At 41.6% G+C, this 21,425-nt stretch carries 23 protein-coding genes; 3 read left to right on the top strand and 20 right to left on the bottom strand.

Annotation, left to right across the window (positions count from 1 at the left end):
• From F9Y84_RS11630 to F9Y84_RS11585, 10 genes are all read right to left on the bottom strand, one after another.
• Window positions 1-1,260, bottom strand: a complete 1,260-nt coding sequence (locus F9Y84_RS11630) for a hypothetical protein (RefSeq protein WP_125251897.1) — start codon at window positions 1,258-1,260, stop codon at window positions 1-3.
• A 17-nt stretch (window positions 1,261-1,277) separates the two neighbouring features.
• Window positions 1,278-3,242 carry a hypothetical protein gene (locus tag F9Y84_RS11625; protein ID WP_147388874.1) on the bottom strand — a complete coding sequence of 655 codons (1,965 nt, stop codon included), beginning with the start codon at window positions 3,240-3,242 and terminating at the stop codon, window positions 1,278-1,280.
• A 134-nt stretch (window positions 3,243-3,376) separates the two neighbouring features.
• Complete coding sequence (locus F9Y84_RS11620) at window positions 3,377-4,708, bottom strand: hypothetical protein (protein WP_125251899.1); 1,332 nt, start codon at window positions 4,706-4,708, stop codon at window positions 3,377-3,379.
• 14 nt (window positions 4,709-4,722) lie between these two features.
• The gene (locus F9Y84_RS11615; RefSeq protein ID WP_125251900.1) at window positions 4,723-6,069 is read right to left on the bottom strand and encodes a hypothetical protein; all 1,347 of its coding nucleotides are present in this window, start codon (window positions 6,067-6,069) and stop codon (window positions 4,723-4,725) included.
• A gap of 164 nt (window positions 6,070-6,233) precedes the next feature.
• Complete coding sequence (locus tag F9Y84_RS11610) at window positions 6,234-7,124, bottom strand: hypothetical protein (protein WP_147388875.1); 891 nt, start codon at window positions 7,122-7,124, stop codon at window positions 6,234-6,236.
• Window positions 7,125-7,175: 51 nt separating this feature from the next.
• On the bottom strand, window positions 7,176-8,258 hold the full coding sequence (locus F9Y84_RS11605; protein WP_125251902.1) for a hypothetical protein: 1,083 nt from the start codon (window positions 8,256-8,258) through the stop codon (window positions 7,176-7,178).
• A gap of 265 nt (window positions 8,259-8,523) precedes the next feature.
• Window positions 8,524-8,808: a hypothetical protein gene (locus F9Y84_RS11600; RefSeq protein ID WP_147388876.1), complete on the bottom strand. Its 285-nt coding sequence runs from the start codon at window positions 8,806-8,808 to the stop codon at window positions 8,524-8,526.
• A 2-nt stretch (window positions 8,809-8,810) separates the two neighbouring features.
• Window positions 8,811-9,395: a nucleotidyl transferase family protein gene (locus tag F9Y84_RS11595; RefSeq protein ID WP_147388877.1), complete on the bottom strand. Its 585-nt coding sequence runs from the start codon at window positions 9,393-9,395 to the stop codon at window positions 8,811-8,813.
• A gap of 135 nt (window positions 9,396-9,530) precedes the next feature.
• Window positions 9,531-10,202, bottom strand: coding sequence for a hypothetical protein (locus F9Y84_RS11590; RefSeq protein ID WP_128730737.1), 672 nt, complete (start codon window positions 10,200-10,202; stop codon window positions 9,531-9,533).
• 205 nt (window positions 10,203-10,407) lie between these two features.
• Window positions 10,408-10,899: a hypothetical protein gene (locus tag F9Y84_RS11585; protein WP_128730736.1), complete on the bottom strand. Its 492-nt coding sequence runs from the start codon at window positions 10,897-10,899 to the stop codon at window positions 10,408-10,410.
• 528 nt (window positions 10,900-11,427) lie between these two features.
• Here F9Y84_RS11585 and F9Y84_RS11580 point away from each other — a divergent pair.
• Window positions 11,428-11,874 (top strand): hypothetical protein, encoded by a 447-nt coding sequence (locus F9Y84_RS11580; protein WP_128730735.1) that lies wholly within the window; start codon window positions 11,428-11,430, stop codon window positions 11,872-11,874.
• Window positions 11,875-12,085: 211 nt separating this feature from the next.
• Window positions 12,086-12,298, top strand: coding sequence for a hypothetical protein (locus F9Y84_RS11575; RefSeq protein ID WP_125251908.1), 213 nt, complete (start codon window positions 12,086-12,088; stop codon window positions 12,296-12,298).
• 496 nt (window positions 12,299-12,794) lie between these two features.
• On the opposite strand, the gene F9Y84_RS11570 is transcribed toward F9Y84_RS11575, so the two are convergent.
• The 8 genes from F9Y84_RS11570 to F9Y84_RS11535 form a co-directional block, all read right to left on the bottom strand.
• Window positions 12,795-13,106, bottom strand: coding sequence for a hypothetical protein (locus tag F9Y84_RS11570; RefSeq protein WP_128730734.1), 312 nt, complete (start codon window positions 13,104-13,106; stop codon window positions 12,795-12,797).
• A gap of 352 nt (window positions 13,107-13,458) precedes the next feature.
• Window positions 13,459-14,775 carry a hypothetical protein gene (locus tag F9Y84_RS11565; protein ID WP_147388878.1) on the bottom strand — a complete coding sequence of 439 codons (1,317 nt, stop codon included), beginning with the start codon at window positions 14,773-14,775 and terminating at the stop codon, window positions 13,459-13,461.
• Window positions 14,776-14,832: 57 nt separating this feature from the next.
• A complete protein-coding gene (locus F9Y84_RS11560) occupies window positions 14,833-16,152 on the bottom strand; it encodes a hypothetical protein (RefSeq protein ID WP_147388879.1) in 1,320 nt (439 codons plus the stop codon).
• Window positions 16,153-16,315: 163 nt separating this feature from the next.
• Complete coding sequence (locus F9Y84_RS11555; protein WP_125251912.1) at window positions 16,316-16,879, bottom strand: hypothetical protein; 564 nt, start codon at window positions 16,877-16,879, stop codon at window positions 16,316-16,318.
• 97 nt (window positions 16,880-16,976) lie between these two features.
• Complete coding sequence (locus F9Y84_RS11550) at window positions 16,977-17,390, bottom strand: hypothetical protein (RefSeq protein WP_147388880.1); 414 nt, start codon at window positions 17,388-17,390, stop codon at window positions 16,977-16,979.
• Window positions 17,383-17,637: an RNA chaperone Hfq gene (locus tag F9Y84_RS11545; RefSeq protein ID WP_125251914.1), complete on the bottom strand. Its 255-nt coding sequence runs from the start codon at window positions 17,635-17,637 to the stop codon at window positions 17,383-17,385. The genes F9Y84_RS11550 and F9Y84_RS11545 overlap by 8 nt, the downstream gene beginning before the upstream one ends.
• A gap of 88 nt (window positions 17,638-17,725) precedes the next feature.
• Window positions 17,726-18,079: a hypothetical protein gene (locus F9Y84_RS11540; protein ID WP_125251915.1), complete on the bottom strand. Its 354-nt coding sequence runs from the start codon at window positions 18,077-18,079 to the stop codon at window positions 17,726-17,728.
• A 73-nt stretch (window positions 18,080-18,152) separates the two neighbouring features.
• Window positions 18,153-18,635 (bottom strand): hypothetical protein, encoded by a 483-nt coding sequence (locus F9Y84_RS11535; RefSeq protein ID WP_125251916.1) that lies wholly within the window; start codon window positions 18,633-18,635, stop codon window positions 18,153-18,155.
• A gap of 191 nt (window positions 18,636-18,826) precedes the next feature.
• Here F9Y84_RS11535 and F9Y84_RS11530 point away from each other — a divergent pair, with 191 nt between their 5' ends.
• A complete protein-coding gene (locus F9Y84_RS11530; RefSeq protein WP_125251917.1) occupies window positions 18,827-19,306 on the top strand; it encodes a hypothetical protein in 480 nt (159 codons plus the stop codon).
• Window positions 19,307-19,357: 51 nt separating this feature from the next.
• On the opposite strand, the gene F9Y84_RS11525 is transcribed toward F9Y84_RS11530, so the two are convergent.
• Window positions 19,358-20,065, bottom strand: coding sequence for a hypothetical protein (locus F9Y84_RS11525; protein WP_147388881.1), 708 nt, complete (start codon window positions 20,063-20,065; stop codon window positions 19,358-19,360).
• Window positions 20,066-20,078: 13 nt separating this feature from the next.
• Window positions 20,079-21,116: a hypothetical protein gene (locus F9Y84_RS11520; protein ID WP_147388882.1), complete on the bottom strand. Its 1,038-nt coding sequence runs from the start codon at window positions 21,114-21,116 to the stop codon at window positions 20,079-20,081.
• Window positions 21,117-21,425: the final 309 nt, after the last annotated feature.

The following is a 21,425-nucleotide window of genomic DNA, read 5'->3' as shown; positions in this document are numbered from 1 at the left end:
TTATTTTTTAATTTCAGACTCGGGAATACCAGACTTAATTAGGTGAAGCATAATAAGGTTGGTATTAAATGGCCCTGTTGGCTGAATAGCAATATACCTTCGATACAGCTTCTCTTGCGTTTCAGGGTCTTTTTCACCATACACGTGCACATTTACAGGTAACCCAGATGAAATGACGTCAGCTGAGGTGTAAGCAACCATATCTAGCTCGTGCTTAAACCTAAAGCGTGGCGTGTTCAGCTTTGAAGGGAACAGGATTGCATAGCGAGAGCCTGCTTTTTCAATACTTGCAACGCCAATATCGCGCATTTCAATCCGCGCCTGTTGTTGACGTAGATTAATAATGGCGTTCATATCACGGTCGTTACGCCACGCATCGTATTGTTTACCAGGTGCATTGACGTCTTTTTCTCGTACCACAAAGCGTTTTAGTGCGATGGCACCCTGTTTGGTCGCATCTGGAGAGGGCGTAATAGAGCTTTGCGGGCCAGACGATGTTGATCCCAAAGTTTGTGTATATGGAATGCCATTTTCTTGTGCATATTTCTCATAAGCAGCTTGGTGGGCTGCTGAACGAGTATTACTCTCGTTAGAAATACCATACATACAGAAAATTGGATTTCGGCTACCATCCGCATCTGGTTCTCTCAATGGTTGACCATCTGATTGGTCTACAGGGCGCTGTACCACAAACCAACTTTGCGTTGGCGGATCTCGGTGTTCGTCACCCTCTAGCCAAATAGCTAAAAATAATCCATGTTCGGTAGATGATGCGCGCCACGAAACTGGATGTGCTTTTAGACGACCTTTGACGACTTTAGTGTCGAAAAATAGACCATCCCCAGTGTTAGCACGGTGTTCAACACCTGCTTCTGTATAGGTATAGTCATAGTCTGGACCTAGGTTACCTGAAGTCACACCTCGTGCGTCTTGGATCACTTGGCCATTTGAAAAATCACACTGTAGTTGCGGTGTGACATGCGCCTCAATTGTTTGATAAGAAAACTCTGAGCCACTGACGGTTTTTGTAGCCATTTTTAGTGCGATAAGTTCACTATCAAACATGTTTTGTGAATCACCGCGAGGAACAGCAACAAAACTGTAGCCACCTTGCGCATCAAACTTTTCTTTTGCGTTTGGAAATTGATATTTAATTTCCCAACCAACGGTATTGAGCCACTCTGCGATTTCAAACAAAACGAAACGCAGGTCGCTGTAACCATACTTAACATTACTTTGTACAAGGGTATTTAAAGCCATCCTCGTCCTCTCCTAAATTAGTTTTGTTGTTTGCTGTTAAGGTTGCCTAAGCGACCGCCATACCAACGCATTAAAACACGCATACCAGTATTAAACTTACCTGTTGCAGGCAAGCCCTTGTACAGACGCGATGTTTCTTCCCATACACCGTTTCCTTGAATACATGACTCTCTATCTACGTGTGCTTCGTTTGGTATAGAGCATACTCCTTCATCGTACATGCTAAATTCTGATAGGGCGCCGTTAGAAATAACATCAGCTGAGGTATAACCAATAAGGTCGGCTTCTTCTAAATACAGGTAGCGCTGTGTTGTTAGGCCTGAAGGTACCGTGATCACGTATTCATAATCTTCCGATACAGCGACTTGCTCGTAGGTATTGATGATGGCATTTGAATCTGGGCTATCATCGCCTGCCGTTTGTTCTTCAGAAGGGCGATGCACGTCAGACTCTCGTACAATAAAGTAATTACTGGTGCTAACACGCTCATGATAAACACCATAAATGCAGAACAATGGGCAAAAGCTCTTTGATTGGTCAACTAACGGTGTGCCGGTGTCTTTATCTACCAAGCGTTGTGTTGCAAACCAGCTAAAACGGTGACCATCATTTGTTTCATATTGGTCTACTGCTTGGTCCCACGTTGCCAGCACAATACCATGATCGCTCACTGTGAGTGCATAAGACATCGGAACGTTACGAGCGCCTTCTTTAGGGTCCATGGCCTCACCAGTCACATCAAACGATTGGTCTGTGATGGGTCGTAGATCCCATTTTAAGTTGTCATAGAATTCAAGGCCTTTATTATTTTCATCATCGAAGCTAGAGTCACCTAGTGATTGCGGCGCTTCTGCAATGATTTCTACATCGTTAGTACGCTCCGTATCAACGATCCATGATGACTTATACCTGTAACCCCCCGAATTAGGAGAGCCTGTTCTTTCGACCGATATTTTGTGATAGACAAGTTCCGGTTGATTGGTTAAAGGAAATGTTAACTCTAACTCTTGAACTAAACCTAATTCATCGCGGTTAGAGTCTTCGATTGCTAGGTTCAATAAACTGGGAGGCACTTCACCTTCGACTTTCGTCGTGATAAATGTATCGCCATCCAAGTTTGTTGCGTCTTTACCTACCGGAGCACGGAAATAAAGGGTACATTCTCGACGCTCATAAACTGGGCTTTCAAATCCATCTAAACGACTTCCATTCGCGCTAATGTGAGGTTGTGGTGATGTGCTCGTGGAAAAACTAGGAGCTACTGCATTGAGATTAACACCCTCTGGGTTCATTAACTCATACCACTCCAGTCGATAGCGATATAGTATTCGGTTGCTATCGTCGAATGCACCGCGTGGAATTTTATTACGGCTTCCAAAAGTTGGTTCTTCGCTCTTGCTCGACTTGTTAATCAACATCCACATTAAGTTACCATATGGATCCTTTCTGTGGTCTTCTTTTATTTTGGTATGATAAATCGCACGGTTAATAAAGCCATAACGGTTTGACTGTGGTACAGCGCCATTACCATCATGTACGCGATTACCAATAAAGCCTAAGGTACCTCGGGTTTGGATATTAGAAATATTGCTCTCATCATACGATGTATTTGGCGGAATATAAGGAATGGCTGGAGCTTTATCTTTGTCCATATCAATTTGCAGTGGTGTAGTCACATTGATATGACCCATGCCGTGGCCAATTTCTGAACGTGTGTCAAAACGAACTACCCAAGGCTGAGGATTTGACTCATCTTCTGCACAGGCATCGACATGTTTGCTTGCTTGCACAATGATCACATCATTGATTGGATTATCTGGGTTTTGATAGTCAAGCTCTGAAGTATCCTTTGGATACACAATATCGAATGCTTTTACTTGGTTGCTATTTTCCCGTGTTAGGTCTTGTACAATAGATAAGAACATTTCCCGGGGTGTGGCGAACCCTCCGCGTGTTACGGAATAAGGTGAAAATTCTGACATGACTCATTTTCCTCGCTGTCTCTAGTCTCAGCACCATTACAGTTAGCTCTGTAACTGTTGTACAGTGTGCTTGTATTGTACAACAGTTTTGAACAAAATGGCGAATGCTCAATAACGATTATTAAGCTGTTTAATTACTGATTTTCCCCGGTGTCTGGGGCGTCACAATCTATTTCAGTTAACATTAATACAGTCATATTGGTATTATGGCTGCTGTTTGGTGTTAATGCGGTATATTTGCGATAACGTTTGGCGCTTGTATCACCTTCGTTATACACATTAACTTTAATAGTAAGCTGTGGTGCTATTACGTCGGCTGATGTGTATGCCACCATATCCATGTCATGCTGATAGCGAAAACGCTTTGTATTCAGTCTATTAGGATAAAGGATAACGTATTTGGCACCAGCTAAGGTAAATGCGCCTGCGTTTGTTGCTTCTGAACTCGCTCGATATTCAACTCGAGTTTGCTGCTGCACTTCGTTTACCCAAGCATTTGAGTCTCGGGTGTTCAGCGTCGCATCTTCGGCGTATGTTGGCTTTAATACGTCTTTTTCTCGTACCGTAAATTTTTGAATAATGCCCGGTAGCGAGCTTAAAGATACAGGTTGCGTTCTACCTAAAGGTACCTGTCCATCCATGTCCATGGTGTAGATTTCACCATCTTGTGTGGTACCAAAATTATCATAAATGTATTTATTATAGATTCCGTATAAGCAAAAAATGGGGTTACGAGAGCCCAGCGGATCTGCATCTTGCAAGTTGTTGCCAGACTTTTGATCCACAGGCCTTTGTAGCACCATCCAACTTTGTGTTGGCGAGTCTCCAGCTGATTGGTCGTCTGATTCTACCCAGTACGCAAAAGAAAACCCTCTATCTGTGATGGATAGTCGGTATGACATTGGGTAAGCTCGAAGCATCCCCTCAAATTCGCGCACGTCAATAAAGTAGAGCGTTGATACGTTAAAGCCGTGGCTTGGCTGCGGCGGCTTTGTCGTCGCGTTAGCTGCCGATGATTTGTTTAGTGGGATCACATCACGGTAATTGTGCGGAACAGTGTGTGGTGATTCACCAACATGACCGCAAGTGTAGCCGCGCAAATTCGGAATGGCTTCCTCAAAGTCCTCACCCAGTTGTAGTGGCGTCGCCATTTGAATTTCACAAGTGTATTGTGTATCTGCGTATACCCTGATGCGATAAGGTTCTTCATCGTTGAGTGAATTTGTCGCAGTCGTTGACTCAAGTACAGCCATAATAGGCTGAGGATTATTTGGGTCGAACTCGATAGGGGTGCGGGTGATCCGTTTATAGCCGTTTTCGACCATCACTTGTAACCAGTTGCTGACAAGCTCACGGACATCAGTGAAGCCATCACGGGTAACGGTCGTGACGAAATGCTCTCCACCATTGGCCAAGCTCGCTGGTAAATTCGAAGTGTAAATATCACCATTTATTGTAAGTGGCATCGATAACTCTCCTGTTAGTAAGTGCCAGCGCTAGAGCCAGGCACAACGTCGGTCTGACCCACGTTGTCTTGTGTTGTGATAGCCGTGTTGTACCAGCGCATGAGAATGCGTACGCCGGTGTTATATTTGCCCGTGGAGCGCAACCCTTTGTATCGCTTTTTACTGCCATCATCGTACATGGACAACTCAGCAATACCGTCTTGAGAAATAATATCGGCTGAGCAGTAACTGATCATGTCCATCTCTTCAAGATACAAATAACGTTGGGTGTTGATCCCACTTGGTACGGATACGACATATTCGTAGTTTTCTGTGACAGAGATTTGTTCGTTAGGATTGATAAGTGCAACACTGTCTTGGGTGTTTTTGGTTGCATCTAAGTCCTCAGATGGACGGTGCACATCTGATTCTCGAACCACAAAATAACGTTTAATATTTTGAGTTTGGTTTTGAATACCATACAAACACGCTAGTGGGCAGTGTGAATCGGCTTGATTTACAAGTGGTGTGCCGCTTTCTTTGTCTACGAGGCGTTGGCAAACAAACCAGCTGTGGCGGTGGCCTTTTGCATCATATTGATCTGTCGCTTCTTCCCAAATAGCCAATGCAATACCATGCTCACTAACGGACAGGGCATATGACATTGGAATATTAGGCGTGCCTGCGATGTTTACCTGAGCTGTGTCAGGGTACTTAGTTTCAAATTCTGTTTTAATATTGTAAAGCGGGCGACGACAGAAAAAGCCTTTGTCTTCAATCTCTAGGCGCAGCTTATCATTTGGGTCACACCAAGCAACTTGCTTGTCTACAACGGGAACACGTTCGCCCAAGAAGCCCAAAGTGCCAACGACAATGGGTTCGTCACCTGTACCGCGGTTAGGTGGCGTATAGTCGTACATTTGCCAGTCTCCACTTGCAGGTTTGTACAACTGTAGTGGAGTAGAAATATTGATATGTAAGTTACCAACTTCAGGCGCATCGTTGTCGCGGTCTTCACGGCGATTGTTATGTGCTGGGGTGCATTGTTTGCCAACACCAGTATCGAAACGAATAATCCAAGGCTGAGGGATGATCTCAGTACCTTGTGCCTTAAAAGTTGGATCCGCGCCAGCTAAAGGATCGACAAACCCCGTCGCTTGTACAACAAATACGTCGCTATCAATTGACTCCGGATCACCCAAATCTGGGTTATCTGCGGGATATAAAAGTTCAAACGCATTCTGTGCTTCATCGGCAGCAGTTGGATGCTCATAATAATTCACTAAATCTCGGACTACGGCTGTGATCAGGCTTTTTAACGTCGTGTATCCACCACGCTCGACTGAATAAGGCGCAAACTCCGCTTTTTTGACAAAACCCATAAATTTCTCCGGATAGTCTGGGGCCAATGCAAACTGGTCTCATTAATGCCTACTTTGCCTCTGCAAAGTGCGGTTCTAACTATTGTACAATTTAAAACGCTTCGATCGTACAATAATTAAGGTGTTTCACTACTGTGTTTCACAAAATCTCAATATGTAGCGCATTATGTAATGCGAAACATAACGCTGACGCCGTTATTATCGGCTAATGTACTTACCATGGTGTGATAGTTCCTGCGCTCACCAAATACCTCAAGAGGTAGAGTGGCATTGGCGCTGACTAAATCCGTATTGGCAAAGCCAATCATATCGAATACACCATCATAGCTAAATCGTTCAGTTGAGAAATTATTAGGAAATTGAATAAAGTAATCCCTACTTTCTGAAATTTCTTTTAATTTCACTGTATGCATTGCGCTGTAACGATTGTATTGATCTGAAATCGCTGTTTGTGCAGGCGCGGGGACTGGAATGTCGCGCTCACGTACGAGCATCTGTTCAACGCTTGACTCATAGCGGTTGAATATACCGCTTAATGCAATCACCGGGTTATGCTCAGTTGGAATAGCAATGCCATTTTGCCATTCAACAGGCTTTTGTACGACTAGCCAAGATAGTTGACGGTTTAAACTGTTAACGACCGCATGCTCCCAAATTGCAAAAGCAAAGCCATGAGAATCGGCAGTGAAAAGCACAGAAAAAGGCCGTGAATACTTAGCATCACCTTTAAGTCCTTCCCTTTGATGCCAATAGCCAACAGCATAACTTGTGTCTTTTGTATTAAGGCTACCTAGGTTTCTATTATATAGAGAGCCGTCAGGGTCTAACTGCATGGGCGTCACAATATTCATGCGCAGCGCTATGTCGTTAATCAGCTCAAAACGCACGACCCAAGGCTGGTCTTTTGCATTGGCATCAAGTGTGACACGCGGCATCAAGTTAAGTACGCGGCCATTTTCCATTTTTTTATAAGTGAAATACATACTTGTTGATTCTATCAAGAAATCAAATACTTGTGCCAAGTCCACTAAGCCATGTTTAAACTGATGGTACATATATTTTACCAGCCCTTTATATCGCAATACGTTTCATGGTTTGTCATGCTGCTATCCTGTGGCCAATAACCAGTTGTAACTTTCATCATGCACCGAGCGAACATGCTCTTTTATCTCTGGTCCATTGATATAAATCAGAATAATGGTGCCGGTCGAATCTTGGGCGTGATTCAATACTGTTTTAAAACGGCGACTTTGCTTCTCGTAAAATACCTGAGAAAATTCAACGTTTTGTAAACTTCCAAATAAGCGAGCCTCACTGTAGGCAATCAGATCGAGGACATGTTTGTAGCGATAACGGCGCGTATTCAAATTGTGGGGAAAAAATACTTTTGCGGTATTATCATCAGTAAAATAGTTAACTTCAGCGTCTTGATGAGGCAAAATCGCATTGTCCATGTGCTTAAATCGCCAAGCCGGTTGGCTTTTGGTCGGTACGTATACGTCGGCCTCACGTACTACAAACTTGTTTCTTACATGACCAAAACCATTTTTTATTTCATATGCTGCGAATACTGGCGACATTTCACTTACCAGCGGCTCGCCCGATTCTGGATCAACAGGGCGTTGTACACAAAGCCAACTAAACCAGCTTGCATTATTACTGTTTATTTGCGTTGCATCATCAAAAGTTTCTTCGTATGAAAAAAATACAAAGCCGCGCTCGGTTAACGTAAGTATATACCCCATTGGATACGCTGGAGCTGCTTTTCTCAGGTACGTTCTATCAACAAATGGGATCCCTGAGTTACCAATATCAGACCCGATGACACCAACATGATCCCAACCCACTAACCGTTCAAACTGACCTTGTACCTCTGTGAGCATTGCGGTGTCGGGGAGTTGTAACTTTGGCGCCACATATAATCTGGCTTCATTCCAACTAACTTTAAACATAACGCGCCAACTATACTGGTTGCCAGCCAGCATGGCGTTACCCTCAGGCAGTACTTCAAGTAAGCACGAGAATGGGGCGTCATCTTCAAGTAATTTGGGGTGAATGATTTGATCATTATCCAGCTGCTGTATCGAGACTGACTGAAATTTTCCAGACTCGACCATGTCAATCACCACATCTTTTAACATATTGACGTGTGATTTGTAGCCACTGCGGTTAAACGACATACCTGACATAGTTTACTCGCTATATAGGCTGCTTTGACAAGCTAACACATAGAGGTCCGCAAAATGGACGGGTAAAGCGCAAAGTTGTGTATTGCATGTTTCACGTGTGGACATCATACAGGCCCCATAGTTCTCATTATTCACCGCTTGGTGTCGGTGTAGTCTCAGTTGTACAATAGAGTATACCAAGAGTCTTTGTCACTGAACAGCTTATCATCGCTGTTAAACACCTATTGCCATTTTTATTGCAAAAGGTAATTGCTTCACCAGGCTGTCAGTTTTTATGTGTAAAGCTAACGACTGTCGCCTCTATTGCTTCTTTTAGATATGCTGTAATAGAGGTGTTTTTCTTTACTGACAATATATTTGCAACCTGTTCATATAAGGCATATTGGTCTGTATCAAATAAGTTCATGATTCTATTGTATAATGTGTCAATTAATTCGAACTCATGCTGTTTTAGTAAAGGCGCACAATCACTCAGCGCTTGCAACACGGATGTCCGAGCCACGTAATACCTACAGGCACCTTGTTTACCTCTGTTTGTGAGCTGATCCATCGTTAACTCGCCATTCTGGTATTCGTATTTTGTTGTATGTTCAGTGCGTAACGCCACAGCCACTGGTATGTTGAATAATGCAAAATTCCCAGATCTAAGCATTGTTTTAGCTCATACTGTAAGTTAATCAATGACGGCTCACCTAAAAAAGCGTGCAATACTGTTGAGGAGTCGATGATTGCGCCTGCTTTGTCTTTCGCTGGGGTCACAAAGCGACAGTCAATTCCATTTTGCTGATATTCACTAAATTTACCGCATGCACTCAGGCTTGATGTTAGCAATACCTTTTTCCCACTGGTGTTTGACTGAATGAGTTCAATGCAATCGCTATTGCTACTTTGTGCATCTGGCTGAACGAACTTTAAAGCTGGTACATAAACTTGAGAGGCGCACCATCGCTCGATCATTTCTTGGCTTTGAGCTTGTGTCCATAAATGCTTTGGGGAAGCGGTGCTATTATGGTGGCGTAAAATAATCAGCGTATTATCTGCTTGATGCCTAGCTAAATTTAATAAGTTAATGTGGCCCATAGTAAGGGGAACAGGTTCTAAGGGCACAATAGACCAATCATAATCATTATATGTCATAGTTCAGTGTCTCATACTTCCAGTCTCAAGTTGGCGATACAAAATTGTCTTAGTCAAAAACACGTTGATAGGTACAATTTTCAAGCATATTATCAAATTACCACAGAGAAACAAGGTCTTGGTATTTACGCTTACTCACCCAATCGCATGATGCCAGCGAGATTGCTCTTGTAGTCTACGCTTCGTGTTTTTTAGCATCAACCGTCCCTCATATACGAGTAACTTTCCGTCCATTGAGACGGGAAAGTCTTGCAATGTAAAGGCGCGCCTAGAGCGGCCAATGGCAAGTAAAGAGTAGCTTACTAGTAGGTCTAAAAATAAAACATCGTCATAGGAAATCGAAGGTAAATTGCATGTCGTTACTCGATTGTTTTCATCAAACATGATATCAGTAATGTCATGAAAATAGAGTGCTGTTACGTCGTATTTTCCTGCTGAACCGGCTATAAAAAGGGTTGGCTCTTGGTATTCCCAAACCGGAGGCTTATTGATGATTGAGCGGCCATAAACTAACTCTGCTATGGCGCTCTCATGGTCTAATGGAGTAACATTAGAAACCCAGTTTGGCCTGCCCAAAGGTGACGTAGTAAAGTCATATGTCTTGTCACAGTCAACGATAAGGCGTTTTGATTGCGGGCAATATTTGTTGTAAATACCCAAGGCACGCTTCACGATGAGGTGAAATTGATGCTTGTCAATTTGGGTCATTTCTAAGTCGCCCATAATGAATCCACCGGTTTCGATCATGACGTAGTCAATTAACTCTTCAAGATACATACCAAGTACTCCAATTGATTGTAAAGACACTATAATTGAAGCTCACTAATGAGTGAGTTTCTGACGCTGATGTTACACCCGCGCTTACTAAAGTGTGTTAGTGGCCGTTATCAAAAAGCCAAGGGGCTTAATATTTAACAGCGATGAAGTTGTAATTGTACAATACAAGTTGTAACAGGAAAATAAGAGAATTGGGTCAGCCAAACTCTGATATTGTACAATATTTATGTATTGATTAATTATTTCCGATTGCTAACTTGAAAAGTCGCTCTATGATATGTTCATCTGGGTAGGCATCTCCACATCTATCTGAGAATGCAAGTGCGATTTCCTGAATCAATATCAGCTGCTCGGTTTTTATCTCATTGTGAGAAAGCCCTAATTTGGACATCATTTGGTGCGTTACGACACTAAACTTCAAAATATCCACCGGTTTTCGTTCAACTTTTCTTCGCTCACCATATTCCCAATACAGTAGATCTACTTGTAAGATCTGAGCAAAATGCACTCTATCTTCAGCTTTTCGAGGCAAAACATCCTCTTTTAGCCACTTTGCAGCGGCTGAGAAGGATATATCAGCAGCATCTCTAACCACAGAAGTTCTGCCGTGGCCGGGCTCTTTCCATCGTTTCTTATTCTTATCCAACATTTCATTGAGGCGGGCTGACGGTCCATTTGGGCTTTTTAACCCCAGATTTTGGTGATCTTTATAGTATAGTTCTGTCAACTTTAGTGGCTCCGAACGAAAAACATTGCTTAACACTTAAAGTGCAAAAAGCTGCTGCAATCATACAGCCGTTACAGTTGAAACGCCATAGAGTGCGTCGCTCTAATTCAGCTTTAAGTATGATTTTAATAATATTAAATCATTCATTAGTAAGGTTTTTTTTATTTCCGTTTTGCTGGTTTGAAAAATAACACCTTGAATTAATAGCACTTTAAATACATTTATCAAGATTTATAATTATATAAAACTGGATAATAGGCATGGTAATTTATCTAAAATGTGAATTGCGTCAAATGCTTTTATTCGCCTACATTTGCTATATATCAACACAACTCTAACAAAAAGTGTGCTAAAACATGTTTTCAGATCGATAAGTGAAGAATTGTATATGACGCAACAGATTGAGCTTGAATCAATCACACTTTGAGTGTAATGTTTTATAGCGCGGGGAAATGTTAGTCGTTGTAATACTAGGCAATCTAAGGCGCCTATAAAGAAATGTACGTTTTATTAGGGAGTGAGTGTTGTATGACAATAAGGTACAGCAAGTCCAGCATAACTAATGGTCGAGGCAAGCGAACAAGCCTAAACAGTCTTCTAAAAGACACCCACGTTAGAGCATTTGAAACATTGGCTTTGAACACTGCTAATGGGTTACGCGATGCTCTGCCGTTAAAGGAGAGTGCCAAAGTAGCCTATTTACTTGTCACGAGTGCAGATACGCTAGGGATGAACATTGATGAGTTCAATTACAATGTGAGTGTGGCAATTGTTGGTGTAGCGAATGATGCAGGTATATTAACCTATAACAAATGGCTACCAGAAAATGAGATCCAGGCAAGCCTACTAGCGACAGTGTCTAACGTTGCATATCAAGCTTTTGAGTTTCCGTCTGATGAATTTTATATTGGTAACCCTGCTGTTGAGCAGGTATTTGACATTACACCAGTATTGGACAATTTGATTCTTAACTAAAACGGCTCTGCGTGTGTACTTAATGTACTCACAAGCAATGTGCGATTTTCAATATACTTGTAGTCACGCGTCTTGCGTTTAGTGATGCACTACATTTAGAATGTTGACTCGAGACTAACGACATTTAGCCCAATATCATTATATGACGAACTGTGCACTTAAAATGATAGGTCAAGGGCTATAAGAATTTTGTAATGAATGGTGGACTAAGATGGACGCAAAACACTTTAATGCGACTTTTGTTCGAGAAGACATTAATATAGCAGCACTGCTTAATACTACTTACCAAGGTGGACCTGCACTCATTGCTGCATATGAAGCCCTAAGTGATGAGGACAAAGCAAAAGTGTTGTGTAACGCAGCGATTAATGTCGGAGTTGGTATCGCCGGTATGGTACCGCCTGTTGAATATGAAAAGGAGTAATAGAAATCTAAATATACCTTAAGTGCGCTTTTATCAGAGCGACGTTCATATTGTTGATTGTAAGGTACGGGAAGTAAAACGCTTTGCTTAAAAGAGTGAATATGCTTGTTGGTTACCCTTATTCAATGAATGCTCAGACGCTACGACTACATTTTAATTCATATCGGCGTCTGTTAGGGTGTAATTTGTCGCAATGCCAGAGTAATATTCTAAGCTTAATAGGCAGTTTATTTAGCTGGCGTTGTTAATTATTTTATCTATTAGTGCTTTGATTTTAAATGACTTTATAACCTTGGGTGGCGCTTACCGTTATAACAAGTGAAGCACCGGCCATTTAGGAAAGTTAATTGCCAAGTTTAATGTTATCGTAGCGTAAGGTAATAGCAAAACAGCAGTTCTTTTTCTGATGTCGTCAAGTGTCAAGCGCCTGAGGTAATGACTTCTAGCAATGAGCATGAATGAGTTGTACAGTACGGTATGCTTTATATTGTACAATTTACCCTTGCTTTGATGTGTTAATTTGTTCTTGCAAAAAGCCATCAATCATTCTATTAAAATTGTATTCACCCAGTGCTTTTCTTAATCTAATTCTATCTTCCGTTAAACGCCCGCTCTCAATGAGTAAATTAATGGTGTAACGTGCTTTGAGTATGTCTTGAACATCATCACCAACATATACAACACAATATATATCATGTTGGACGTAATTGGTGGGGTAGGGGAGCTTATCACAATGAAGTACATTACCAATTCGGTGTGTATTTGGTTTTTGCGCTGATGTTAAGAAAAGTGGATCTGAATTAAACATGTAATGGGTCTCATGGAGAAGTTAAAAGCAACACAGTAAATTCGCTGTGAATTTGCATATTGTACAATGCGCACAGTATCCAATGGGTTGCTTACACTAAAGTTGCAACTAAAAAAAGGCGCTAATATTATACCAATTCGCCTTAATACTTGCTCAATTTGAAGGAATAAATCTGACGCTAATTGGTTAAACGTTGCTTATCTAGAACAAACTAAGTAGCACCGCCTTTTCTTTGTCTGCATCCATGCAGCTACCTTGGCGATAGTATGACGTGCTAGCGGTATTATCTGTTCGCCTCAAAATAACAAGCTTAATTAAGCAAATTGGTATAAAGAGTCCGGCTGAGCGAGATTTATCGATTACTAAACTTCAAGAAAAAACGCTCAAACGCAGCTTGTCCAACATAAACAATACGTGTTAAGCCTGTATCAACACCTTGGTCATCTTTGTCTTCAGTAATATAAAATACGCCCTCAGAGAAGCGCACGACACTGTCTATATGGTGTTCCCTCACATAGCATGGCGCTGTGATCATCTTAAATACGCGTTGTGCGTCGCTATCATTTAGATCAAGCGTGATATAAATACCTGGTGCCTGAACACCTTGATCATTGGCTGCATATAATAAATCCATGAGCTGCTTACGCATCGCATCAGCCGCAGGTTCAAGTGATTGCACAGTCGCAATAGCTGCTTGTTTCAATAACGCTTTATACGCTGAACCGATATCTTTAATATCACCTTCGCTGAGTTGCGCCAAAAGTGCATCTCTTTGTGCTGGTGTTAACTCAGCAATACGCTTAGCAGCATCCTCTAAGATTTCTTGATCTATACCGCCGCCGTCTAATATAACCGTATCGACAAAATGATCTAACCATGGGATTTGTATGTTTTGTGCTAATTTCAATGGCGCAGACACACCAACTGGAGAATCCGTTTTTGAAACAAAGCGTATTTGTATATCATACTCAACATAGCGTTGATAAATTGAACCAGGCAAATCTTCAATTGCGAACCTTTCACCGTTAGGGCCAAAAAACTCATCTCGTTCAACGATGTATTCACGTGGCCCTGTATTTGTTAATACGGAGTTTATTACCTCGAAGCGCACTGACAAGTTGTCTTTTCCAGCCATATTGACACTTTCAATGTCATAAATTAACCGGTATGGGTCACTAGGATTTGAAAAGGCAATGTCACTCAGTGTTGGGGCTGAATAGGCTGTCCCATGAGTAGTAAAAGCACCTTGAAGCCAACCTGTTTGCAATACTCCGTCAACAACAAGTTCTATACCATAGTAATAGTCAGTGCCAGAGAGCAAACCATCGACAAATAAATCTTTGTATTGAAAACGGTCCTCTGCTTGATAAGTGACTTTATACGCTAGCTGAGTACCATTAAATTTGTATGGATTTAAGTTACCTTGCGCATATGTTTGATCGAATGAAACTGAGTTACCATCTAATTCATCTTTGGCTGCAACATAAATAGACAAGTAGGTATTCGGTAAACTGGCTTGGTCTTTTAACGCATCTCGCAACGAGATGTGATCTTGCGCGCCAACCAGCGCAATGGCGTGGCGCATTAGCCCATCGGCTGCCGCTTGTGTTTGTGCCGTCGTGACTACATTGTTAGTAGCGTTTAAAAACGACAATAGATCAAAAGTCATAGGAGATCACCTCTATAATAACTGGGCGTATAAACGCCCAGCAGATTGTAAAGCAGGTTATGAGAAAATAAGCTCAGCACGGTCACGATACACATCGCCACGCACTGACACTTGGAATTTTTTGTCTGAAATAACGCCACCTTCAACAATTGGGCCTAAGTAAAAAGCTTTACCAAGCCAAGTAAAGTAACGGGTTTCGATACCGTTGGTGAAACCCTGTTTGGTCACAAACATAAAGACATCATAGGTATCAAATTCGGCATCTCCGGTAGAGCCGCTCAAGTCCAAAACTTCGCTGTAATCAGGGTCAATATCACTGTATAGAGCAATACGACGTAACTTCGTCCTTACTTCGTTAAAGGTATCTTTTGCACTTTCAAATTCTTCGACCGCCACGTCACGAGTCAGGTCGTACATCTGCGATGCAACGAGTGAATATGCGCCACTATTTAACGCGGTACGCAGTGCTTTGCGGGCATCTTTATTGGCTGTTAGCTTAGTTGCTATCTTACTCACAAGCGCATCTTCAATTTGCTTGCCTTTGATGACCGTCGTGTCGACAAAACCAGCAAGCCAAGGAAGTTCAAAAGATTGAGCGTCTACTTTTACCGAAGCTGAAGCTGAGTTGGGCGCATTATCCACTTTCTCTATCGTTCTTAAGTGGACAGAGTAATTTACATAACTGCGCATGTTGTTTTCACCAACAGTAAACATAAAGGTTGGTTCACTGTCTGCTTGAAATTCAAATTCTCCAGAAAATACCACGCTTTGCTCATAAGGCACTTCTGGCATTGCACTCTTAGTGTCGTCAACTACTTCAAGTAAAAAGTGCGTGTTGTCCTCAGCTGAAACGTTACTGACTTTTACTTCGACACTTTTAGCGGTTTCTGTGATTGATAAAACGACATTTTCTGGCTCCGCTACATTCGAGCCCCCTAGCTGCATTTCAGAGCTTGGCGCTAATAGAAACTCTCCTTGCAGTTCGCCATTCAGTACAAGTTCAAATGCGCATTTAAAACGCGCATTTGCTGGCAAGCCGCTAATTGTAATAGGCTCGTACTTTTCACTCCCTTCTTGCGCTTGATGTAAATCTTTCAGAGCGACTTGCGCTGTATAATCAGCGGTATCGAGATCATCTTTTGTAAGCTCGCCGCTAGCATACGAGTGTTTCAAGTACACTTTTAGGTATGAGTTACGAATGTCCTCTTTGAGAGATATGTTATTTTCACTTGCGTATGCTTTAATTGCATCGAATAAGTAGTCGCCTGCAATATCTTGGTTCTCTAGTGTCAGTGAAAGACTATAGATACCATGGTTGTTAGGTTGCGACGTAAACGTCACTGTGTTTTGCAATACAGTAGTAATATCAAATGCCATGTTAGCATCTCCTATAGGTGCAGGATTGTAAGGCTCAATCTCACAGACTCATTTATGTACCAACAACGCGTTTGTTAGTTCAATATTCTCACAGTTGCAATTAAGGTAAAACCAACCTAACTGCATGCTTTAAGAGCGCACACTCCATCCTAAAAACGCCGGCTCACTGATGTGATGAAGTTGCCAGCATAATTAATGCAGCGACTCTTTGACTGTTTTCAAGCGTTGAGTTTGGCGCTTTTTTATATGCTAAGTGAGCAAATGCACTTTTGGTTTCTGCTTGTAAAAACCAGCAGGCATTACCCAACTCAGTTTCGACGATCAAAGCTAGTCTGTGATGATATTCACATAAATAACACGCCTCTTGGTGTGCATAGGTGAATGCTATCAGCAAATCATTTTTTTCTCGGCTTTGCTCTTCGAACGATTGTTTCAGTTTTACATGCCTATTGAGTAATTCAATACGCTGACTTTCACTTGCGGTTAACGCTTGCTCGTAGCTTGCCAGAGGCAGTGTACCCAGAATGTCATGTAAAACACTGTAGTCTCTTGATCTTGGAGACCAGTTTAGTCCGAGCTTATCCAGCGCCGTAGACAAAGCGTCCTTTGCTAGTCGAACTTCCTCTGCTAACAGCTCATTGGTAAAGCGCAGACGTTGCTGCTCTTTAACTATATCATCTCGGTTTGTACCGAGCTCGTTTTGGTGAGATATGTGTTTTTGTGTCATCTTGCGCTTCCTTTTCGTTGAGCTAAATAAACATCTCAACGTTCTCAAACGCAAAGTAGAACCTTACTTTCTACCTATCTCACACATGTAACCACGGCTAATTGGTTACCGAAGTGATGGCAAGCTGTCTTAAACGATATTGTTCAATCACTTTAGCTCTCGCTTCGTTCCAAGGTGCACAACAACCTTTACCAAATTGCATCGCAGACCCATCATTTTTATTATTGTACAATGAGTAGAGGTTACAGCGATAGAGATTTACGCCCTCTTGTAGCGTTTCATCTAAAATTAGGTGGGTACATTGATTGGTTTCGGTGTTCATTTCACCTCTACCACACAGGTTCGTTCGGCAACACGCCCCACTTCTGACACATTTGAAATGATAAACAGGTTCACCCTCGTGATCTGAAACTACCAACAACTGCTCTTGTTCCATCCTTTTTAGCTCTGTATCACTTGGTCGCCAGAACTCAGGGTCAATGGTCACAATCCCTTGATCACGACTATTCACAGGTGGCTACTTTGTGATCGTCATGGGCAATCGTTGCAACACTTTCTCGATTAATCAGCATGGGCTCTTTATTATGCGAGGAAAGTAGCACACTACCTTTATCAAACCGACGGACTTTGCCATTAAGACAGATACCATTGACTAAATACACACGCACTTTCGCCCCTTTTAAAAGGAACTGTATTAAGTGCTCTCCCCACAGGTCAAAAGGCTCACCATTGGGAAACACCAACTCTTTATTAGACATCGACTTAACTCCAGTTTACTGATTACTACTAGTGCCACTTCGCTTTATATTTGCGACACAAAAATGAACTTGTTCACGCTGACAAACGTCAATTACGTATGTTTCTCGTTCTTACAAATTTATCAAAGCCTCTAAATCCAAACGAGGCTCCTACAGCTAGGCCGAACATATAGCGGTAAAATTCGGGGGTCTGCTCTAATTGAATAAAGCCTTGATGAGCGTATGGCGCAAGTTGTGGAATAAAACACATAATAAAAGGAACACTTAACAAAACAGTGAACCATTCATCTTTCCAACTGGTGGCCGCACCATTAGCCATTGCTTCTTCCCAACTTATTACGCGCTGCGCTTTAGCGTGTGCAGCTTGTTTAACAATATCCTGTTTGCCTTTAAATATTTCGAAAATCCAACCACCTGCGGCTGTAAGAGCTTGAAACCACATGTTTTTATCCTTATTTAACTAAGTTAACACATCATACTTTTTATCTTTCTAATCGGCCCTCAGCAACATTATACTACTGGAACATGATGCGGCCACTTGACGCATGCAGACAATCAATAATTTGTTGTACAATAGTATAGGCAAGGCGACCATCATACTTGCCTAAATAGTTTTCTCTAAGTCTTTTCATACATAGCGCAATAATACAAGTGTCGTCCGCAATGGGATGAATATGAATAATCTCCACAATAAATTGTTCTATAATTCGCTCGAGTGCCAGCGCACTGATCCTTTCAGGCATCGCATGTAGCAAATGCACCAGCTCGTTATTCAAAGAGCTGAGCTTTTCTTTGTCTCTTACACCAGGTCGAGATTTGTTTTTTATTTTAGCTATGGATTTTTTTATTTCATATTCAGCCAGTTGTGCAGCCCTTAACTGCGAATTTGGCTCCGATTCATCTATACCTAACGACTCACAAAATTTACGTACTCGCTGTGCAGCATCCTCACACTCAACATCTAAATACACCAATACCGCATCAGTTGTACATGTCATCTTTTTTCAACCTAGTCTCATCTTGATAGCAATATGCCTTATAATTATCACAATTACAACGCGATACAATTTATATTGTACAATATAAATTCCACATGATGCGTGACTAAAAAAGAAGAAAGTAGCTAACCGCCTACTTCGCAGTTAAAATAAGAGTCGTTTAATCTAAATGAGACTTGAGAACCTATATTATGGAGCATGTACAAATACTTGGGGCGATCAGCCGCACTAAAATGAAGCATACATATGAACTTATTGCGTTCGCTGATGGGGTTAAGCCTGCTGGGATAAGGGATATCATTAATGTGCCTCTTACACAAACCATTTGCCTTAATCGCAAGCTGCATATCAACGAGTATCCGCAAATTACGAGCTTTTTTGAAAGTTACCCTAGCTCAACACCACTGGGACAACAAGCCATAGCGGTATTTATTGAACATGATAGTTTGAATATAAAAGGTATGCTCAATTTAACCCCTTTGGGGTGGGCAACCCTGAGTAAAGAAAACGGCATGCCCATTCATTTACCGAGTATAAACCTCAGCACCCGCAAAAAACTGTTTGCACAAAACTATACTCATTTGCGTAACCTTTTAAATGAGTACAAATGTTATATGAATGATCCTCAGAGCCTTACTCATCATGTAACAGATGAAGTAAAAGCACAATAGCTGTAATAAAGGGGGCAAAAGGTGACGTTAAGTCACCTTTACTTGAACAAATTAATGTAAACTGGCAGACATTAAGTTAAAGGTAATAGCGTCCGCTTGGCTGTAGTCATTATTTAATGTGCAATCAAAGTAAGCATGATCAACTTGCGCTTCTTTATTCGACATCACATCTTTAAAAGCTTGCGACGTGACTTTCGCACCATATTGTTTTAGCTCAACTAAAGACGACTCATTGTCTGGAAGCCATGGTTTAATCCTTGTAATATTGTATGCATAACCATTGTCGTAACCGCGATAGCTTGGGTCTATCTCATTGCTAATATCCAGTGTTTCTCTGTATACCTCCTGGCCTTTTCTACGGGCAACAACATCACATGAAACAAGTGAGCTGATATCACCAACTCGGTCTGCAAACCAACCAGCGCCGATGTAAATCTCTCCTGGAGCATCTGGATAGGAACTTTTTAAAGTAATAACTGGCAATTTACAAATTACTTGTGTCGGTGTATTTGCAACATCTGGCGAAGCAATAGCAGGTTGTCCAATGCCGTAGTCACGCGCTGGTGTGTAATTATTATAAGTCACAGTTGACCACAACCCACCATACTCACCAACTTCTGTCCCAGAATAGACCGAACCTGTGATAGTACAGAATCCGCGAGGGGATGGTGTACTTGGGTGTTCAGGATAAAGAGAAGCACAGGCGGTAAAAGTGGTAAAAGCACACAGTATATATATGGCTAATCGATCATTTAACATAATATTACTCCCCTTAAAATTTATCTGCGTAAGTAGTTGCATAACTGCCTAGAAGCATAATATTGTCTTGAGCTGGGTTTTTAAATTGACAAATACTTCTCGCATAGCCATATGGTTGGTGTGGAAATTGACCACTATGTGTATATCTGATTGTCATGGTAGAAATTTTTTTACCATCAATCTCTTCATGCTCCCAGTGTGGGGTACTGCGTATCAAATGTACATTTGTATATTCGCTACGAATAAAACATCTATCAGACGCGATCTCACCTAAAAACCGGTCAGCAGAATAAGTGTTTGTGAACACTTCAAGTTTATTTGCCCTAAGACGTCCAATACATTGCACCTGGCCTAGATCGGATTTCAATTTGGTTGCGCCAAACTCGTCGGTATAATCAATACGATCTGCAGCGCATATACCTACTCTGGTAAGTTGTGGGTTTTTAAATGAAGTGGGGTCTCGAAAAGATTGCTCAGAAATTACCATAAAGTCATCTAGGTAAACCACATCACCCACGCTGGTACGTGAAATAGTCACTTTTTTAACGGGCTTTGATGAATGAACGCCCCAAAAAACTAAGTTATTATTTACATCAACAGCATCTGGCAAAGCATAGTGTGCTACACCGCCATCCTGATAATCAAACTGAATTTGTAAATTCGCACTCCCAATATCTAAGTCAACAGCTTGAAATGCAAACGATTTAATAGGGGCATCGAAAGTAAGCTCGATATCCTCCATGTAGATGGTCATTGAACCGGAAGGTGCATGCGATGTGGCTATAAATGATGCCTCACCCGTTAACGTTGCAGATACGCCATTGCTAAATGTTAATTTTTTTCCAGCAGCTGCTTGTCCGTTTATAAAACCCTCTAGACCATTAGAAACAGTGCTACTTGATGAATGGGCCTTAAACTCCTCTATTGCACTGGCTACCCTATCTTTTACTTTGGTAGTCCCCCAATCAAGGTCTCTTGCAAAAAAGGACGTGTCGGCCAGCACAGGAAATGCGCTCAGTAGAAACGTGATAATCGTTATTATCGCTTTCATTAAAAATTTCCTTAAGTCTAATTTAGTGTCTCATAGCTAAACCCAGTTACCTGCCAGTAAAGGGCAGTCGCAATATATCACATCAAAAATATTGTACAATAATAAAAGGTAGGGATATAAACCGAATGCACATCTAAATCAAACGCGTTAAAAATTTTAGCTTAACCCGAACTCTGAGTAAAAAGTGAGTTAATCAACAACAATATCTAAGCTCAAAAGACGCAACATCACTCTAGCCAGAGGTTATTTCTTAATACATGGCAAATTTAACGCAGCAGTAAGGGGTAACAACTGCTAAAGGGTCAATGA

This window comes from Pseudoalteromonas peptidolytica, assembly GCF_012641745.1.
GTDB classification, from domain to species: domain Bacteria; phylum Pseudomonadota; class Gammaproteobacteria; order Enterobacterales; family Alteromonadaceae; genus Pseudoalteromonas; species Pseudoalteromonas peptidolytica.
This window is presented reverse-complemented; position numbering and strand designations above follow the sequence as displayed.

Bases quoted from the DNA above. Each gene is read 5' to 3' on its own strand.
- F9Y84_RS11630 (WP_125251897.1), bottom strand. From the start codon at position 1,260: ATGGCTTTAAATACCCTTGTACAAAGTAATGTTAAGTATGGTTACAGC.
- F9Y84_RS11625 (WP_147388874.1), bottom strand. From the start codon at position 3,242: ATGTCAGAATTTTCACCTTATTCCGTAACACGCGGAGGGTTCGCCACA.
- F9Y84_RS11620 (WP_125251899.1), bottom strand. From the start codon at position 4,708: ATGCCACTTACAATAAATGGTGATATTTACACTTCGAATTTACCAGCG.
- F9Y84_RS11615 (WP_125251900.1), bottom strand. From the start codon at position 6,069: ATGGGTTTTGTCAAAAAAGCGGAGTTTGCGCCTTATTCAGTCGAGCGT.
- F9Y84_RS11610 (WP_147388875.1), bottom strand. From the start codon at position 7,124: ATGTACCATCAGTTTAAACATGGCTTAGTGGACTTGGCACAAGTATTT.
- F9Y84_RS11605 (WP_125251902.1), bottom strand. From the start codon at position 8,258: ATGTCAGGTATGTCGTTTAACCGCAGTGGCTACAAATCACACGTCAAT.
- F9Y84_RS11600 (WP_147388876.1), bottom strand. From the start codon at position 8,808: ATGGATCAGCTCACAAACAGAGGTAAACAAGGTGCCTGTAGGTATTAC.
- F9Y84_RS11595 (WP_147388877.1), bottom strand. From the start codon at position 9,395: ATGACATATAATGATTATGATTGGTCTATTGTGCCCTTAGAACCTGTT.
- F9Y84_RS11580 (WP_128730735.1), top strand. From the start codon at position 11,428: ATGACAATAAGGTACAGCAAGTCCAGCATAACTAATGGTCGAGGCAAG.
- F9Y84_RS11575 (WP_125251908.1), top strand. From the start codon at position 12,086: ATGGACGCAAAACACTTTAATGCGACTTTTGTTCGAGAAGACATTAAT.
- F9Y84_RS11570 (WP_128730734.1), bottom strand. From the start codon at position 13,106: ATGTTTAATTCAGATCCACTTTTCTTAACATCAGCGCAAAAACCAAAT.
- F9Y84_RS11565 (WP_147388878.1), bottom strand. From the start codon at position 14,775: ATGACTTTTGATCTATTGTCGTTTTTAAACGCTACTAACAATGTAGTC.
- F9Y84_RS11560 (WP_147388879.1), bottom strand. From the start codon at position 16,152: ATGGCATTTGATATTACTACTGTATTGCAAAACACAGTGACGTTTACG.
- F9Y84_RS11555 (WP_125251912.1), bottom strand. From the start codon at position 16,879: ATGACACAAAAACACATATCTCACCAAAACGAGCTCGGTACAAACCGA.
- F9Y84_RS11545 (WP_125251914.1), bottom strand. From the start codon at position 17,637: ATGTCTAATAAAGAGTTGGTGTTTCCCAATGGTGAGCCTTTTGACCTG.
- F9Y84_RS11540 (WP_125251915.1), bottom strand. From the start codon at position 18,079: ATGTGGTTTCAAGCTCTTACAGCCGCAGGTGGTTGGATTTTCGAAATA.
- F9Y84_RS11535 (WP_125251916.1), bottom strand. From the start codon at position 18,635: ATGACATGTACAACTGATGCGGTATTGGTGTATTTAGATGTTGAGTGT.
- F9Y84_RS11530 (WP_125251917.1), top strand. From the start codon at position 18,827: ATGGAGCATGTACAAATACTTGGGGCGATCAGCCGCACTAAAATGAAG.
- F9Y84_RS11525 (WP_147388881.1), bottom strand. From the start codon at position 20,065: ATGTTAAATGATCGATTAGCCATATATATACTGTGTGCTTTTACCACT.
- F9Y84_RS11520 (WP_147388882.1), bottom strand. From the start codon at position 21,116: ATGAAAGCGATAATAACGATTATCACGTTTCTACTGAGCGCATTTCCT.